18 protein-coding genes are annotated in these 17,556 nt (G+C 40.0%); 10 read left to right on the plus strand and 8 right to left on the minus strand.

The window, feature by feature from the left end:
• Positions 1-119 precede the first annotated feature (119 nt).
• The gene (locus ACKWBX_RS01200) at positions 120-1,529 is read left to right on the plus strand and encodes a sensor histidine kinase (RefSeq protein ID WP_413966814.1); all 1,410 of its coding nucleotides are present in this window, start codon (positions 120-122) and stop codon (positions 1,527-1,529) included.
• Positions 1,530-1,544: 15 nt separating this feature from the next.
• On the opposite strand, the gene ACKWBX_RS01205 is transcribed toward ACKWBX_RS01200, so the two are convergent.
• Positions 1,545-1,835: a hypothetical protein gene (locus ACKWBX_RS01205; protein WP_413966815.1), complete on the minus strand. Its 291-nt coding sequence runs from the start codon at positions 1,833-1,835 to the stop codon at positions 1,545-1,547.
• Positions 1,836-2,008: 173 nt separating this feature from the next.
• On the opposite strand from ACKWBX_RS01205, the gene ACKWBX_RS01210 reads away from it, so the two are divergent.
• From ACKWBX_RS01210 to ACKWBX_RS01220, 3 genes are read left to right on the plus strand one after another with little or no spacing between them, the layout of a single operon-like run.
• Positions 2,009-2,791, plus strand: a complete 783-nt coding sequence (locus ACKWBX_RS01210; protein ID WP_413966816.1) for an enoyl-CoA hydratase/isomerase family protein — start codon at positions 2,009-2,011, stop codon at positions 2,789-2,791.
• 16 nt (positions 2,792-2,807) lie between these two features.
• A complete protein-coding gene (locus ACKWBX_RS01215; protein WP_413966817.1) occupies positions 2,808-4,364 on the plus strand; it encodes a hypothetical protein in 1,557 nt (518 codons plus the stop codon).
• A gap of 46 nt (positions 4,365-4,410) precedes the next feature.
• On the plus strand, positions 4,411-5,484 hold the full coding sequence (locus ACKWBX_RS01220; protein ID WP_413966818.1) for a PA0069 family radical SAM protein: 1,074 nt from the start codon (positions 4,411-4,413) through the stop codon (positions 5,482-5,484).
• A 3-nt stretch (positions 5,485-5,487) separates the two neighbouring features.
• On the opposite strand, the gene ACKWBX_RS01225 is transcribed toward ACKWBX_RS01220, so the two are convergent.
• Positions 5,488-7,215: an amidohydrolase gene (locus ACKWBX_RS01225; protein ID WP_413966819.1), complete on the minus strand. Its 1,728-nt coding sequence runs from the start codon at positions 7,213-7,215 to the stop codon at positions 5,488-5,490.
• Positions 7,216-7,301: 86 nt separating this feature from the next.
• On the minus strand, positions 7,302-7,940 hold the full coding sequence (locus ACKWBX_RS01230) for a hypothetical protein (RefSeq protein WP_413966820.1): 639 nt from the start codon (positions 7,938-7,940) through the stop codon (positions 7,302-7,304).
• 299 nt (positions 7,941-8,239) lie between these two features.
• Here ACKWBX_RS01230 and ACKWBX_RS01235 point away from each other — a divergent pair, with 299 nt between their 5' ends.
• Both ACKWBX_RS01235 and ACKWBX_RS01240 read left to right on the plus strand, forming a co-directional pair.
• On the plus strand, positions 8,240-9,652 hold the full coding sequence (locus tag ACKWBX_RS01235) for a glycosyltransferase family 2 protein (RefSeq protein ID WP_413966821.1): 1,413 nt from the start codon (positions 8,240-8,242) through the stop codon (positions 9,650-9,652).
• A gap of 106 nt (positions 9,653-9,758) precedes the next feature.
• A complete protein-coding gene (locus ACKWBX_RS01240; protein WP_413966822.1) occupies positions 9,759-11,030 on the plus strand; it encodes a nucleotide sugar dehydrogenase in 1,272 nt (423 codons plus the stop codon).
• A gap of 9 nt (positions 11,031-11,039) precedes the next feature.
• Here the strand turns inward: ACKWBX_RS01240 and ACKWBX_RS01245 are convergent, their stop codons facing one another.
• From ACKWBX_RS01245 to ACKWBX_RS01255, 3 genes are all read right to left on the minus strand, one after another.
• Entirely contained in the window at positions 11,040-11,726 is a 687-nt protein-coding gene (locus ACKWBX_RS01245) for an HD domain-containing protein (protein ID WP_413966823.1), read from the minus strand.
• Positions 11,723-12,307 carry a lysophospholipid acyltransferase family protein gene (locus ACKWBX_RS01250; protein WP_413966824.1) on the minus strand — a complete coding sequence of 195 codons (585 nt, stop codon included), beginning with the start codon at positions 12,305-12,307 and terminating at the stop codon, positions 11,723-11,725. Before ACKWBX_RS01250 ends, ACKWBX_RS01245 begins: the two co-directional genes overlap by 4 nt.
• A 229-nt stretch (positions 12,308-12,536) precedes the next feature.
• Entirely contained in the window at positions 12,537-12,947 is a 411-nt protein-coding gene (locus ACKWBX_RS01255) for a BrxA/BrxB family bacilliredoxin (RefSeq protein ID WP_413966825.1), read from the minus strand.
• 127 nt (positions 12,948-13,074) lie between these two features.
• On the opposite strand from ACKWBX_RS01255, the gene ACKWBX_RS01260 reads away from it, so the two are divergent.
• The 4 genes from ACKWBX_RS01260 to ACKWBX_RS01275 all read left to right on the plus strand — a co-directional run bounded on the left by ACKWBX_RS01260 (position 13,075) and on the right by ACKWBX_RS01275 (position 16,688).
• Positions 13,075-13,815, plus strand: coding sequence for a TerB family tellurite resistance protein (locus ACKWBX_RS01260; RefSeq protein ID WP_413966826.1), 741 nt, complete (start codon positions 13,075-13,077; stop codon positions 13,813-13,815).
• A gap of 136 nt (positions 13,816-13,951) precedes the next feature.
• Positions 13,952-14,536, plus strand: coding sequence for a HupE/UreJ family protein (locus tag ACKWBX_RS01265; RefSeq protein ID WP_413966827.1), 585 nt, complete (start codon positions 13,952-13,954; stop codon positions 14,534-14,536).
• 84 nt (positions 14,537-14,620) lie between these two features.
• Positions 14,621-15,052 carry a deoxycytidylate deaminase gene (locus ACKWBX_RS01270; protein ID WP_413967971.1) on the plus strand — a complete coding sequence of 144 codons (432 nt, stop codon included), beginning with the start codon at positions 14,621-14,623 and terminating at the stop codon, positions 15,050-15,052.
• 13 nt (positions 15,053-15,065) lie between these two features.
• Complete coding sequence (locus tag ACKWBX_RS01275; protein WP_413966828.1) at positions 15,066-16,688, plus strand: S41 family peptidase; 1,623 nt, start codon at positions 15,066-15,068, stop codon at positions 16,686-16,688.
• Here ACKWBX_RS01275 and ACKWBX_RS01280 read toward each other — a convergent pair.
• Together ACKWBX_RS01280 and ACKWBX_RS01285 are read right to left on the minus strand one after the other, a co-directional pair.
• The gene (locus ACKWBX_RS01280) at positions 16,685-16,888 is read right to left on the minus strand and encodes a hypothetical protein (RefSeq protein ID WP_413966829.1); all 204 of its coding nucleotides are present in this window, start codon (positions 16,886-16,888) and stop codon (positions 16,685-16,687) included. The genes ACKWBX_RS01275 and ACKWBX_RS01280 overlap by 4 nt on opposite strands.
• A gap of 42 nt (positions 16,889-16,930) precedes the next feature.
• Entirely contained in the window at positions 16,931-17,515 is a 585-nt protein-coding gene (locus tag ACKWBX_RS01285) for a MarC family protein (RefSeq protein ID WP_413966830.1), read from the minus strand.
• Positions 17,516-17,556 lie beyond the last annotated feature (41 nt).

Here is a 17,556-nt window from a genome sequence, read left to right on the forward strand (position 1 = left end):
AGTTAGTATTTGTCATTTGGGTTTGTGTTTTAAAACATGGTGCGATATTTGCTAACTTTGAATGAAACGCTAAGCCCTTGTTCAAAAAATTCTCCTTACGGTCCCGAATTTTTATTTCAATGATTCTATTGGTGCTATTGGCATCCGTATTGATTGTAGGGATTACCGTATATCAATTTCAAGAAATAAACAACGACTACCATCAAAATAGGATGGAGCGTAAAGAAGAGCAAATTAGGCAAAGTATTGATTTAGCCATACAGAAAACGACCTACCCCGTTACTACAGAAAATCTAGGCCTTATTTTCAAGAACGAAATCTATGAAATAGCCGTGGTTCAGAACATGAACTTCAATATGTATAGTCTTGATGGTCAATTGATCAAAAGTTCACGTCCAAAACTGGATAACGATGCCATTTCCATGTGTTTGGATGCCGAGGTGCTCAATCGGTTGGAAGCAAGCCCGGACAAAAGGTATGTACAGGAAAATGAAGCTGCAGGAGACAGATATCAAACCTCATATACTTATATAGCGGACCGGAAGTTCAAACCTATCGGGATACTGAATTTGCCGTATTTTGAGGATAATTCCTTTAATAACAAAGAACTTAGGGAGTTTTTGGCTCGTTTGGCCGGGGTGTATTTCTTTATGCTCCTGATTGCCATCGCCCTGGCTTTCTTCATATCAAAATATATAACACGCTCCTTAGAAACGATTTCGGATATGATGGAAAGTACTGATTTGACAAAACGAAACAAGAAAATCCATATCGAAAATCCTGGGGAGGAGATTGAAAAACTTATCGATTCCTATAACGGTATGATAGATGAATTGGGGCAAAGTGCGGTAAAACTGGCAAGGAGTGAACGGGAGCAAGCGTGGCGCGAAATGGCAAAGCAAGTGGCCCATGAGATTAAAAACCCCCTGACGCCCATGCGCCTTAGCGTACAGAGTTTTGAGCGCAAGTTTGATCCGAACGACCCAAATGCGGAGCAAAAACTAAAGGAATTTTCCGACACGCTCATACAACAGATAGATACGATGAGCAGTATTGCTTCGGCCTTTTCCAATTTTGCCCAGATGCCGGCACAACAAAACGAAACCCTGAACGTGGTACAGATCGTAAAATTGGCGTTGGACATTTTTAACGAGGACTATATTCATTTTATAGCCGATGAAGAGGAAATTATTGCAAAATTGGACCGCACGCAACTGATCCGCGTAGTCACTAATTTGGTAAAGAATGCAATTCAGGCAGTGCCAGAGGTAGCCTCGCCCAGAGTGTTGGTTTCCGTAGCTAAGGATGGTAATCATGTCAAAATTTCTGTAGCGGACAATGGGGTGGGTATTTCCGATGAAAACAAGGAGAAAATTTTTGAACCTAAGTTTACCACCAAAAATAGCGGTATGGGCCTTGGCCTTGGCATGGTGAAAAATATTGTCGAGACCTATAACGGGAGTATCAATTTTACATCCCAACCGGGTAAAGGAACTGTTTTTTGTGTAAATTTTCCGCGTGCGAGCTAATTGAAATTTAACTCATCAATCTATAAAGACAACTCTGTTTCTAGGGATGTAAATACCCTGTTTCAAGACCACGGCATCATTCGTAACGGCCCAAATAGTAGTATTTACGCGCATTAGATTTTCTTCAACATCCTTAAAATAAATGTTTACTTTATTTTTTAGCAGGTTTCCCAACTGTAAAGCACGCATAAGTTGATTGGTCCTTAGTTTCTTTTGGTCCATATTTTCCAATACTTCTAACGATGTAAACTGTAGTTCGGAAATAGCTTCTTTTTCTATAAAACAGGATGGTGCCGTATTTCTCATAGCATTTTTTATTTTTAGTCAGCGATGCCCATAGATTACTTACGCCTTCCATTTATATTTGGGTAAATTTTAACGCATGCGCTTAGGGCCGTACAAATAGAAAGAGGTTGCCATCGCAAGGAAAAAAATCTTGTTAATTAGTACCTTAGATGCCATAAAACAAAAATAAGACCATGTCCTATTCAAATATAATTATCGATAAAAAGTATCCACTCGCAATAGTTACTATAAATCGTCCTAAAAAATTGAATGCCTTAAATCGCGACACCATTCAGGAATTGCACGGGGCTTTTGTTCTTTTGGAAAAAGATGAACAGGTAAAAGCTATTATCCTCACTGGGAGTGGTGAAAAGGCTTTTGTTGCGGGTGCCGATATTTCTGAATTTGCGGATTTCTCCGTAAAAGAAGGGAAAAAGTTGGCGGCCAAGGGCCAAGAGTTATTGTTCGATTTGGTGGAAAACCTATCCACGCCCGTAATTGCGGTTGTCAATGGCTTTGCCTTGGGCGGAGGACTGGAATTGGCCATGTCCTGCCACTTTAGAATAGCAAGCGATACTGCCAAAATGGGGTTGCCAGAAGTTTCCCTTGGGGTCATTCCTGGATATGGAGGAACACAAAGACTGCCCCAATTGGTGGGTAAGGGTAGGGCTATGGAACTCATTATGACCGCTGGAATGATTTCTGCGGAAAAAGCCTTGGATTACGGTCTTGTAAACCATGTAGTTTCTCAGGAAGAGCTACTTCCTTTAGCCGAAAAATTGGCCCAAAAAATAACAAACAATTCATCTGTGGCCATTTCTTATGCAATAAAAGCGGTAAATGCTGGTTTTATGAATACTGTTAACGGCTACGAAGCGGAAATTAAAGCCTTTGGGGCTTGCTTTGGCACGGATGATTTCAAGGAAGGAACTACCGCCTTTTTAGAAAAACGAAAAGCCAATTTTCCCGGTTCCTAGCGCAAACTAAACCGGCATGTTAAGATTTTCACTAGCGTTTCTTTTCATTTTTATCACCGCATTACACCTTCATTCACAAGAGAGCGGGCAAGTAGACTATACTATTGGTGAAAAATATAATGATAAGTACAGGTATTCCAATATGTTGGCCATCGCCGATGATGGCAAGGATGGCACCATAGTGGTGCGTTCCTATTATCAGGGAATCGTATTACGTCCAAAAGGTTATTTTATTGAGCATTACAATAAGAATTTGGAACTAATCTCAGATTACAATTACAAGCTCAAGAACGCCAATTTTGTGAATGCCTTCGTGAAGAACGGACAGGTATACTTGCTTTTTCTGGAATATAATTACGGTACTTCTGCCTATGAATATATTGTACATAGAAGCCCGTTCTCTGAATTTAATTTTTCTAAAGAGGTGCTTTTGACCATTCCTTCGGAGGTGGTTCAACAGCCTTTGGACAGGAATTATTATAATAGAAATTTTTCCTCTGGCTTTACCACTTCGGTTTTGTTCAATGAAGCAAAAACGGCTTTTGCCATTACGACGCACTTTAAGAGGCGAAAAGAAAACAAACATTTTATACATGTCTTTGATTCCAGTTTGCGAAAATTAATGGAGCATGATTTTTCCGCAGAAGTGGAGGAAAAAAATTACGCCTTTGAAAATGTAGCTTTTTCGAAGGATTTGAAAGACGTTTACCTAACCGGGAAGGCCTATTTTAAGAAAAAGCGATTCAATGCCACGGAACGTAGGTTTCAATACGAACTGGTTCGGATTTCAGGCCAGAACAGGGCAACACAATCCTTTTATACGCCAGGAAAATTTCCGGAAGCCGTAAAGCCTATTTTTAAGGGAGATGAACTCATCTGTCTTGGTTTTTATGCGGACCGAAGGGATAATCGTTATAACGGTATCTCATATTTTAAATTGAATCCAAAATCCTTGGACATCGTTTCCAAAAAATTCAATCCTTTTTCAGAACAGTTCATGTTGGACAAGTTTGGTCGCGAAGATGATAAAACCATAAAAAATCTTGTTTTTAAGAGTACGGATGTCACTTCATCCGGACATATTCTGTTCAATGCCGAGGAGTATTTTACCAGTACCAGTACGCAGGCGAACTCTAGTGGCGGTCGTGTGATGGTAACACGATTCCATCACAATGATATTGTAAGCGCTAAGCTAAGCCCAACAGGAGATTTGGTCTGGGCACGTAATATCAACAAAACGGAAGTTACCCAGGGAGATGAAGCATATACTTCCTACAGTGCCTACACCAAAGGGGAGGACACGTATTTTTTTATCAGTACGGCATCGGATAACCCGCAACAGCTAAGTGCTGAGCGAATCATGTTCAAGCAGGGCCTTAGTAGAAATAGAAATGTTTTCTTGATTAAATTAGATGCCAAAGGGCATATGAATTATGAAAAAGTAATCGATGCCCAAGATGCCAGATTGCCTTTGATGGTCTCCAGACCTTTGATAGACAATGTAAATGACGAGTTGTTATTCTATGCAAAAAGAGGAAGTAAAAAACAATTGGTGCAAGTAGCTGTTAAATAAATTTTAATAATGGATTATTTCCATATTTTTGGATTAAATCCATTAAATGAATTTCAAGAACACCATAAAAGGAAGAGGAGCGCAGCAAAATGTTCCCAACAAATTTTTGCAACATATCTATGAAACACGAGATGATTTCTTGGAATTTTGCCGTGTAGAAGGTGAAGAGGCGGATAATAATCGCACGCAGTACATTCCTATTTTTCCTAAAACGATTGTAAACAAGGTAACCAGTCCGGATATCGGGATGGGCTATTCCATGAACTCCTACCAAGGGTGTGAACACGGTTGTATTTATTGCTACGCAAGGAACACACATGAGTTTTGGGGCTATGGTGCGGGCTTGGATTTTGAAAGAAGAATTTTAGTAAAAAAAGATGCTCCGAAACTCTTGGAGGAAAAGTTGAAGAGCAGAAATTGGAGGGCGAATACCATCGTAATGTCCGGAAATACGGATTGTTATCAACCTGCAGAAAAGAAATTCAAGATTACAAGGGCCTGTCTTGAGGTGTTCTTAAAATATAGACATCCGGTAGGCATCATTACCAAAAATGCTTTAATTCTAAGGGATTTGGATATCTTGAAAAGGTTATCCGAAGATACTTTGGTAGGCGTAAATGTTTCCGTGACCTCTTTATCCGAAGAAACCAGAAGAATTTTGGAGCCAAGAACCACAACTATTAAAAAGCGTTTGGAAACGATTAGGATACTGTCCGAAAATGGCATCCCGGTCAATGCAATGTTAGCTCCGATCATCCCGGGAATCAATAGTCATGAAATTTTAAACTTGGCCAAAGAAGTTTCAAGAAACGGGGCAAGGTCCTTTGGCTTCACCGTGGTAAGATTAAACGGTGCCATTGGTGAAATCTTTACGGATTGGATTAAAAAAACGATGCCGGATAGGGCGAAGAAAGTACTACATCAGATACAGGAGTGCCATGGAGGCAAACTGAATGACAGTCGGTTTGGAATTCGCACTAAGGGAGAAGGAAAAATTGCCACACAGATTCATGACCTAATGCGATTGGCCAAGCAAAAATATTTTGAGGATAAAATATTTCCTAAGTTGAATACGGCATTACATGAACAATACAAAGATGGGCAAATGAAACTTTTTTAAAAGCTACTCCTTTTTTTCATATACCACTTCGCCATCAAAAATGGTCATTGCGATTTCCGTTTCCAATATTTTGTTTTCGGGAACTTGCATCAAATCTTGATTATAAATAGTGAAATCCGCTAGTTTGCCAACGGTAATGGAACCTTTTATATCTTCCTCAAAAGCACCATAAGCAGCATCTAGGGTATAGGACCTTAGGGCTTGTTCCCTTGTCATTTTCTGTTCGGGTTCGTAACCACCATCCGGAGTTCCTTTTAAAGTTTTACGACTTACACTGGCATAAAAACTAGCGATAGGATTTAACGGCTCCACGGGAACATCCGTTCCATTTACAATGGGGACACCACTTTTGAGTAGGGTTTGCCACATATAGGCTCCTTCTTTGATTCTTTTTTCACCCAAACGGTCTATCGCCCAAGGCCTGTCCGAAGACATGTGCACCGCTTGCATTGCCGGGATAACCTGTAATTCAGCAAAGCGGGGAATATCATCTGGATGCAAATGTTGCGCATGTTCTATTCTAAACCTATGGTTTTCCGTAGTATTGGGCAATGCTTTCATTGCCGCTTCGTAACGGTCCAGTATTTCCCTATTGGCACGGTCTCCTATGGCATGTGCACAGACCTGAAAACCGTTTCGCAATCCGTTTAAAGCTGTCTCCTTAACAAATTCCATAGGCAGGGTTTCATGGCCAAAATGCCCAGGTCTATCCGTGTAAGGATCTAATAGCCAGGCTCCTCTGGAACCTAGGGCACCATCGCAATTTAGTTTTACGGCGCGAATGGTCATTAAATGATCTTCATCTACCATAGGACCTTTTTCATACCACTCATTGAGCAGGTCTTTATCCCACCCTGTGAGCATGGCATATAAACGCACTTTTATTCTATCCGCTGCTTTCATATTCTCGTATAGCGCAATGGTTTCTTTACCGATACCGGCATCGTGAAAACCTGTAATTCCGTTTCTGTGACAGGCGGCTACTGCCAATTCAAAAGCTTTTATATCTTTTTCAGGCGTATTTTCCGGAATATGTTCACTGATAAGTCCTTGGGCCCGCTCATTGAAAATACCCGTGGGTCTTCCCAAGGCATCACGCATGACCTCACCCCCTTCTACCTCAAACTTATCGATACCATCTTTGGGCAATAATTCCAAACCTGCAATTTCCATGGCCTTTGCATTGGCAAAACCGGCATGACCGCTAGCGTGGGCCAAGTAAACAGGATTGTCGGGAGATACTTCGCTTAGTCTATAGTGCGTTTGAAACCCGTTTACGGTATCGGCCGGCATCTGTGTCCATTTGCTTTGGTGCCAACCCCTGCCTGTTATCCATTCACCTGGTTTCGCGTTTTTCACTGCTTTTGCTACGGCATCTATCATTTCCTGATAACTGGTCGTATTGATGAGGTCTATATTCAATTCGTTATAACCTAAGCCCATGAAATGCCCATGACCTTCAATGAGTCCCGGGGTCATGGTTTTACCCTCTAAATCAATAACTTGGGTCTGTTCGTTTTTATATTTTTCGGCATCTGCCAGAGTACCTGCAAAAAGAATGGTATTGTCCTTCGTAGCAACTGCTTCTACCGTAGTTTGGGCGGAATCAACCGTATAAATGGTTCCCCCATGAATAAGCAAAGTGGCCGATTCTTTCTTAGGATTTGAGCAAGCTGTGAAGGTAAATGCGGCAATAATCAGACCGCCAAGAATAGATTTTTGAAAATGCATAGACGTTGGACTTTTTAAAAGATTGAATTTACGATTTTTAATCTTTTGGTTTTAATCACATCTATCTTTTGTTCACGGTAATGTTTCTATAATTTGGTAATCCCAATATTTGAGAAGTTTGCGTTAAGGGTAGTACCTCCCGCATTCAATACATATTGTATGCCAACCACATCATTGGCATTCAAAGCATACATCAAAACTCCCGTAGTACCCCAAAAATCCTGGCCGGGAAGGCTTGCAAAACCACGACTAAGATAACCGCGCCGTATGCCGTTGATGAATACCGCTAGAATGAACTTGGTATCACCACTGGGCATATTGGTCGTGGAAATTTCTCCTGAAATCATATAATTTCCTTGCTTTAATATGGTTACTTTAGAAGTGCCGGTTACATTAAAATAATTCGAGTTGATATATTGTATATCCGTAGCATCCAATGGTAGGTTAAAAAATGTATTCGTTGCTGTGGGCAAAGAGCCGCCACTGGCATTCAGGATAACGGTTCTACTGGGCGCATCGATAAACTTGTTCCAATCCGTACCATTAAATTCATATAGGGTACGCGCATCGGTATTAAAGATTAATGAGCCTTCCTCTGGAGAAACGATTGCGTTCATTTCAGCATTCGATACCGAATGGATTTTAACCAAATCCCCGGCCGTGGGAGTCTGGGCGCATATTTTGAAAATACCGCAGACCACAAGTGCAAAAAACAACCTTTTCATGATATTCAATAGTTTGGTGGACTAGTAATGCTATAAATTTTTGCATTAAAACCTTTTAACTAACGTTATTTTAAGAGTCTTATTATCTTATTTTAATACTGATTCCAAGAGAATATCCAAGTCTTGAGAAGCTTTATTAGTTGTGCAATGAAGTCCTTTTTTAAGGAGGTATGGCCACTGCCATATTGATGAGGTTGTTTTTTATAAAAGCCGTAGAGAATATGCTAATGTTAAATAATTGAAAACACGGAGTCTAAAACGGAAAACCTGCCGTATAACAAAGTGAACACAGAATATAAATGTCAATGAAATCTAAAATTACTACGCCGAATAAAACCGATCAAAGGAAATTTAAGAACAAGTTTGTCCAAAGTATAGAAAACGCAAATGCATGGGGTATCTTCGTGATGGGAAGTACGTTCGTACTCATGTTAGGTGCCGCTTATCTTGTATACATTCTACAAAATGATTTTACACAATTTAAGATAGATAGAAATAATTCTCTTCTAGGTTCGGCCTTTATGAAGTTGGCCTTGGGACTGTTCATATTTAAAGCTTCTTTTTTTGCTTACATCGTCTACCGATTTTTCAAGTATAAACCCATAGCCCCTGTTTCCGATGAAGAATTGCCAACGGTAACGGTAATCGTTCCGGCATATAACGAAGGAAAACAGGTTTATGCCACACTGATGAGTTTGGCGGAAAGCGACTATCCACATGAAAAAGTACAGCTCCTTTCCATAGATGATGGTAGTCAAGACGATACTTGGTATTGGATGCAAAAAGCAAAGGAGGAATTGGGCGATCGGGTTTCCATTGCCCAACAGCCACATAACAAAGGCAAACGCCATGCGCTGTATCGCGGTTTTAATGAAGGTACTGGCGAGATTTTTGTCACGGTAGACAGTGATTCCATCGTGAACAAGGATACGCTCCGAAATTTAACAAGTCCGTTTATTGTGGATGAAAATTGTGGTGCCGTAGCCGGAAACATTCGTGTATTGAACAACGAAAAGGCATTACTCCCTAAAATGCTGGATGTTAGTTTTACCTTGAGTTTTGAATTCGTACGTTCTGCGGAAAGTAGTCTAAATTCGGTATTATGTACACCCGGAGCATTGGCGGCCTACCGAAGTTCTGCCGTTTTCAACTGTTTGCCGGACTGGATCAATCAGACCTTTATGGGACAACCTTCCGATATTGGGGAAGACCGTGCCATGACGAACATGATATTAAAACAAGGGTTCCACGTTTTGTTTCAAAAAAACGCTTTCGCATACACCAACGTTCCGGAGAAGTACAAAGGATTGTACAAAATGTTTATTAGATGGGGTAGAAGCAACGTTCGTGAAAACATTCAAATGTCCAAATATGTATTCAAAAACTTTAGGGAAGGCAATAAAGCAGGTACGCGTCTTTTGTTTGTAAGTCAGTTTTTAAAAATCATCATGAGCTATCCGTTTTTAGTCTTTATGTTGTTTTTTATCATCTCACACCCATTATTGTTTTTAAGTTCTACGCTACTGAGTATTTTAGTATTGAATACGTTTCCGGTATTGTTCTATGCAAAACGATATGAGCTTAGGGAATCTTTTTGGGCCTACTCTTACAGTATTTTATATACCTTCGGATTGTTTTGGATAACACCCTATGCGATTGTTACGGCAAACAAAAGAGGTTGGTTGACCAGAGGGCTTTCAGAAAAGAAATAAAGAATACCTTTTTCTTGGCAGACTTTGATTTTTTCATAAAACTATCTTGTAATGGTATTTTTACATGAATCTTATTTGAGCATAGAGTATCTGATAAATTTAGACCATGAGTGATTTAAAAAACAAAAAGCTAGCGATAGTAGGTTTGGGATATGTAGGTATTCCCTTAGCGGTCGAATTTATCAAAAATGGATTCGAGGTTACCGGGTTTGACATCGATACGAACAAGATTGAAAACCTAAGAAAAGGTGTAGATATCACGGGTGAAGTTGCTCTAGAAGATTTGAAAGCGATGGAAAAGATAAGATTTACCCATAATGATGAAGATTTAGCTCTCGCACAGATTTATATCATAACGGTACCAACGCCTATAAACCATTCCAAACAGCCAGACTTAAGCCCATTGTTAAGTGCCAGTAAAGTTGTTGGAAAACACTTAAAAAAAGAGGATATCGTTATTTATGAATCTACGGTTTATCCCGGCTGTACAGAGGAAGAATGTGTGCCGGTTTTGGAAAAATATAGTGGACTTCTATTTAACGAGGATTTTTTCTGTGGATATTCCCCGGAACGTATTAATCCGGGAGATAAGAAAAGGCGGGTTCATAACATCGTAAAAGTTACCTCTGGAAGTACCCCGGAAATAGCGGAGATAGTTGATCAACTTTACAACGAAATCATTACGGTAGGCACCCATAAAGTTTCTAGTATGAAGGTTGCCGAGGCCTCTAAGATTATAGAAAACACACAGCGCGACGTTAATATTTCCCTAATCAATGAATTTGCGCTGATTTTTGATCGGTTGAATATTGATACGGTAGAAATTTTGGAAGCTGCCGGAACCAAATGGAACTTTCTCCCTTTTAGGCCGGGATTGGTAGGTGGACATTGTATAGGGGTCGACCCCTATTATCTTACGCACAAGGCCGAAAGCGTAGGGTATTATCCCGAGGTCATACTGTCCGGTAGAAGGATCAATGACGATATGGGTGTCTATATTGCCAATAGGGTCATTAAACTAATGGTCAAAAATGATGTAATGGTCCGAAAATCCCGAATTCTAGTTTTGGGAATAACCTTTAAGGAAAACTGTCCCGATATCAGAAATTCCAGGGTAATAGATATGATCCGTGAATTTGAGAGTTTTGGGGCCCACTTGGATGTGTACGACCCCTATGCCAATAATGAACAGGTTTATGATGAATATGGACTTAGTCTAGCGCCAAAAATCGGCAAAGGATATGATGCTATCGTACTTGCGGTTGGGCATGACGCCTTCGAGGAAATAAATCTGGGAGAAATCAAGGCTAGTTCCAAAACTGTGATTTTTGATATCAAAAGCTTTTATCCAAAACAACTTGTTACGGAAAGGCTTTAGGGTACCACTTTATTTGATCAGAGGTTTTTTGACCGCCAAAGGATTCCATTCCAAAAAGAATTGTTCCAGAAAATCCAACATATATTGATGCCGTTGCTCCGCTAGTTTTTTTCCGGTTTCCGTATTCATTTTATCCTTGAGCAATAACAGCTTTTCATAAAAATGATTTATGGTAGGCCCATCCGATTTTTTATATTCCTCTTTGGTCATCCCCAATTTAGGCGCAATGTCCGGATTGTGCATAGTTCTATTTTTATATCCACCATAATTGAATGCCCTGGCAATACCAATAGCCCCAATGGCATCTAATCTATCGGCATCTTGTACCACATGAAGTTCTGGAGAGCTGAACCTTCTTTTTTGTTTGCTGTGGGATAAAGAGGATTTGTATGAAATATGTTGAATGATTTTCACCACATGGTTTATAGTGCGTTTAGGAACTTTTAGGGAGCTCAGAAAATCCTTTGCCAGTTGCGGCCCCACATTTTCGTCGCCATCGTGAAATTTTGCGTCTGCAATATCGTGTAACAAGGCACCGAGACTTACTACGAGGATATTTACTTCTTCGTCCTTTGCAATGAGCAAGGTATTGTTGAACACACGCTGAATATGAAACCAATCATGGCCTCCTTCTGCGTATGCCAAGGTTTCTTTTACAAATAGAATAGTTTCTTCGATCAGTTCGGCATCGGTCATTTAAAAGAATTTACGCCGGCGGTAACGGCTTTTTCAATTTGCTTGATAAGGATATCTACATCACCTTCATTCTTAATGGGCCCATGAACATCAAAAGACACTTTTGCTCCCAATCCCATGGGGAATTTTCCATAACGGACCAGTTTCCAAGAATTATTGATGCTTATGGGAACTACAAGGGCAGATGGTGCCTTTTTCAATAGCATTTTCAATCCCATGGGTTTAAAAGGTTTGGGATGACCATCTCGGCTACGGGTACCTTCGGGAAAGATGACCGCACTACGGTTATGTTTTTCAATATAGGCCCCTAATTTACCAATTTCCATCAGGGCACCCTTGCCATCTTTTCTATCGATCAAAACAGACCCACCGTATTTTAAATTATGTGATACACTCGGAATGCCTTTTCCCAATTCTTTTTTGCTTACAAACTTTGGATGGTATTTTCGCATATACCAGATAATAGGCGGAATGTCATACATGCTTTGATGATTGGTCACAATAACAAGCGGTCTTCCGGTAGGGATATCATAATTGTTTCTAAATTGGTAAGTAGTTCCCAAAATATTGGTACTTCGCATTAAGCACCAATTCAGAAAGCTCACCGTTCTTTTTAGAGCACTATATCCAAAAATTTTATAGCCAAGCCATTGTATAGGATGAAAGAACACGAGACAGCCTCCAAAGGCAATAAAAAAAATTGGGGTAATTATGTAGGACAGGTACTTCCGCATAATACAAAAATAAAAAACCACCCCGTTAAGAAGTGGTTTAATTTTAGAATTCTATTCTTAATAATAGGAACTCAGGCTAACAAAACTCATCATAAGCCTGTACTAAGTTTTCCGCAATCATTTCTGCCGGTCTTCCCTCAATATGGTGACGCTCTATCATATGGACCAATTCTCCATCTTTAAACAATGCCATAGAAGGAGAGGACGGTGGAAAAGGAACCATAAGGTCTCTAGCGGCATCTACCGCTTCCCTATCCACCCCGGCAAATACGGTTACCGCATGGTCGGGCTTTTTTTGGTGCTGTAAGCTCATCTTAGCGGCAGGTCTAGCATTGGCAGCGGCACAGCCACAAACGGAATTCACGACCACCAAAGTAGTACCTTCTTTTTTGATGGCATTTTCCACGGCTTCTGCCGTATATAATTCTTCAAACCCGGCAGTTGCCAAGTCATCTCTCATAGGTTTTACTAATTCTGCAGGATACATAGTCTTTTTTTTTAATCTGATGAACAAAGATAACCAATTTGTCGTATTACCATGATCGACCTTAACTTTTCGTTCACCTAAAGATTAGCACTATATATTTTATCTTTGGCACTTTCAAAATCTGTATATGATTAAGTGGTTAGGTGCTTTCGTGGGCTTTTTTATAAGGGGACTTGGCGGTGCCGTTTTGGGTTTTTTTGTGGGGAGTGCCATTGATAGTCTGTTTGGTTCCAATACCTCTAGGGCCAGAACTGTTTTTAGTGATTTTACAAGACCCAATGTTTCCCCGGCAGATTTTGAACTAAACCTGCTTTCGCTCTGTTCTATAATTATAAAGGCCGATGGTACGGTAAGCCGAACGGAAATGGATTACGTCCGCCAATATTTTGTGGCCACTTATGGAAAAGAGAAGGCAAATGCCATTTTTAGGACCTTCAACGAAATCAATAAGAAAAGGGAGATTTCTGCGCAACGTATCTGTGCTTTCTTGACACAGCGAACGCGTTATGAAGTGCGGCTGCAACTGCTTCACTTTTTATTCGGGATAGCTCAGGCGGACGGGAACATCAGTAATCCTGAAGTGCAAAAACTAAAGGAGATAGCAGGGTATTTAAGGGTAAGTTTGAACGATTTTGAGAGTATCAAGGCAATGTTCATCAAGTCTGCCAATAATTCTTACAAGATTTTAGAAATCGATAAATCGGCTACAAACGATGAGGTGAAAAAAGCCTATAGGAATATGGCGAAAAAGTATCACCCGGACAGGGTCAATACACAGGATGAAGCGATTAAAAAAGGTGCCGAAGAGAAATTTAAACAAGTGCAACTCGCTTATGAGACCATTCAAAAAGAACGGGGAATTGGTTAAATTAGGAGTTAGGAGAAAAATTTACAAATGGAAAAGAGAGCTATAAAAGATAAAAAGATAGATTTAAGGCCAAGGCAGCATCTCACGAATACAAAGAAATACTGATTACTTAATACTGTCAACTTATTACTGAATAATGGAAGATTTTTGGTTTTACATACAGTTGGGTTTAGATCATGTGCTGGATTTTGCTGCGTATGATCATATTCTTTTCCTTTCGGCATTGGCCGTTCCGTTTACGTTTAAAAACTGGAAAAAAGTAGTGCTTTTAGCTACTATATTTACAATAACCCATTGTCTGTCACTCATACTTTCGGTCTTTGAAATTTTGGTGATGGATGTTTCTTTGATCGAGTTTTTGATACCGGTCACAATATTTTTAACGGCCATCTTCAATTTATTTTATCAAAAGATGGAGGTCGGTCAAAAAAACATAGGATTGCATATTGCGGCCACGGCATTTTTCGGATTAATCCATGGTTTTGGTTTTTCAAACTATTTTAAAATGCTGGTAGCTGGCGTTGAAGAAAAGACTCCTCCGCTCATGGGTTTTGCACTGGGTATTGAAATTTCGCAAGTCATTATAGTACTGTGTATTCTACTTTTGGCTTTTATAGTTCAGTCTATATTTAAAGTATCGCAATCCATTTTCATCTGGGTAGCGAGCGGTATCATTTTGCTGATTACATTGCCGCTGTTGTACCAAACCTTTCCTTGGTAGTGTTTTGTTAAATTTAACCCTATGGGGTTGTACCAACTGATCAAAGCAGGTATCTTAGTAAATTATCCTGAGAAGATAGTTTTCATGAAGAAAACCAAGCAGAAGAAATATGATAAGGCCTATTTAAGAATGGCCCAAGAATGGGGAAAACTTTCGTACTGCGAACGCAAACAAGTGGGAGCTATAATTGTAAAGGATAGGATGATTATTTCCGACGGTTACAATGGCACTCCAACAGGTTTCGAGAATGTTTGTGAAGATGAAGCGGGGGATACCAAATGGTATGTATTACATGCCGAGGCCAATGCTATCCTGAAAGTAGCTGCTTCCACACAGTCTTGTCAAAACGCCACCCTCTACATTACGTTATCCCCTTGTAGGGAGTGCAGTAAGCTCATACATCAATCTGGCATAAAACGTGTTGTATATCAAAAGGCATATAAAGATGACTCCGGATTGAAATTTTTGGAGCAAGCTGGCGTTGAATTAGTGCATAGCCCTGAGATTGAAGCATAGTTATAAATATAAAATGAAGAAATACAGTTATTTAGCCCCCGCAATTATTGGTGCCGCTCTGGCCCTTGGTATTTTTGTGGGGGGCAAACTTCATTTCAACGATACCCCGGAACGTTTGTTCACCACAAATTCCAAAAAGGACAAACTCAACAGGCTTATAGACTATATAGATTATGAATATGTAGATGAGGTAAATACCGATAGTATCGTGGATGTTACCGTCAACAGCATATTGGAAAAGCTAGACCCACATTCAGTCTATATCTCGGAAAAAGACATGTCTCGTGTATCCGAAAATATGAAAGGCGATTTTGTGGGAATCGGCATCAATTTTTATTCATACCGAGATACGATTTCCGTTATCAGGACGGTAAAAGGAGGTCCGAGCGATAGAAAAGGAATTCGACCGGGAGACCGTATTTTAATGGCGAACAACGATACGCTTTACGGAAAGGGAATGCCCAGTGATGTTATTGTAGATAAATTGAAGGGAAAAGAAGGAACTTCCGTAAATCTTACGGTATATCGAAAAAGTGAGGACAAAACCTTTTCCGTAAAAGTTAGGCGTGGCATAGTGCCTATCAAGAGCGTGGATTCCTATTACATGTTGGAAGATGATATTGGGTACATAAAAGTGAACCGCTTTGCGGAATCTACTTTTAAGGAATTTAAACTGGCCCTGACCGATCTTCAAAAAAATGGTGCCGAAAAATTGGTTTTGGACCTAAGGGATAATCCAGGCGGTTATCTAGGCATTGCTGAAGAAATGGCGGATGAATTTTTAGAAGACGGGAAACTTATTCTTTTTACCAAGAACAAAAAAGGGAAAATAGACAAGTCCTACGCTACGGATGAGGGTAGTTTTGAGGACAAACACGTATATGTGCTTATCAATGAACGTTCCGCTTCTGCCAGTGAGATAATCGCCGGAGCGTTACAGGATAATGATATAGGTACTATTGTAGGTCGCCGTTCCTTTGGAAAAGGATTGGTACAACGTGAAATGGCCTTGGGAGACGGTTCAGCGGTACGGCTTACCGTATCAAGATATTACACACCTACGGGAAGAAGCATTCAAAAGACCTATGCCAAGGGAAATAAGGATTACTACCAAAGGTTTACGGAGCGCTATCACAGTGGGGAAATGATTTCTGTAGATAGTATAAAAGTAGCCGATTCGCTAAAATTCACCACGCCCAAAGGAAAGGTAGTTTACGGTGGCGGCGGTATTATTCCAGATGTATTCGTACCTATAGGCACCAATGAGGAGGAAGCTTTGGAAAGTATGGATAGCCTTGGATTTTTATCCTTCTTTGTCTTTGAGCATTTGGAAGAAGACCGTACGCGCTATTCGGAATACACCAAAGAAGAATTTATAAACGATTTTAGGGTAGACGATATTCTTTTTGAGCAATTTGTGGACTACGCCATCAATCGAAATCTTAAGATGAATTTCTACGATTATGAGGGCACGTTAAAGCGCTACATTAAAGCGGCTCTGGCAGAACAATTGTTCAATGCCAATGTTCACGCCAAAATAAAAAGTGTGGAAGACCCCATGCTTATAAAAATATTGGAATTGGAAAACCCTGTAGTTCAGCAAAAAGAGGCAGAGGCCATTGAATCCAACAATTAATCCTTGTTCACTTTTTTCTGTACTTTTTTACTTGCGATAAAAATCAATAAAAGTACCACGGCACATAAGGAGGCCATGATTCCTATCATTGCTATAATACTATCTCCTTGAAACGGATCGGCAAAATCGATTAGCGTTACGTTATAGGTTATCAGGGCCAAGGCCAAAACCATTAAAATAATAGAAAGTGTTCTGCTCATGCCTTAGTTTGAAGTTGCTTTTCTACAAAAATACATCCTTTTTTAATGGCTGAAAAGCTCATTGATATTGGCGGCAAATAACTTAACGGCGATAGCCATAAGAATTACCCCAAAGACCTTACGTATAACGTTCACTCCGTTTTTTCCAAGAATACGTTCCAGTTTTGCGGAAGATTTAAGCACTATAAAAACGAAGATGATATTTAGTATAATCGCTATGATAATGTTTTCTACGTAATATTCGGCTCGTAAAGAGAGCAAGGATGTTAACGTACCCGCTCCCGCTATCAAGGGAAAGGCAATAGGTACAATAGAAGCGCTTTCGGGTTCGTCATCTTTGTAAAGCGATATGCCCAAAATCATTTCTATGGCAAGAAAGAAGATGATAAATGCCCCGGCCACGGCAAAGGAATTTACATCAATACCAATGAGGTTGAGTATTTCCTCCCCCACAAAAAGAAAAGCTACCATGATAACAGCGGCAACAATCGATGCCTTTCCGGATTGTATATGCCCTACTTTGTTACGCAGACCTATAATGATAGGAATGCTTCCCAGTATATCTATCACTGCAAAGAGCACCATGGCCGCGGTCACTATTTCCCTAAAGTTAAAATGAAATTCCATCTTAAAATTTTTGCAAATTTACGTTTATATAAAAGGTTTTG

This window comes from Maribacter algae (assembly GCF_047345745.1).
Classification (GTDB): domain Bacteria; phylum Bacteroidota; class Bacteroidia; order Flavobacteriales; family Flavobacteriaceae; genus Maribacter.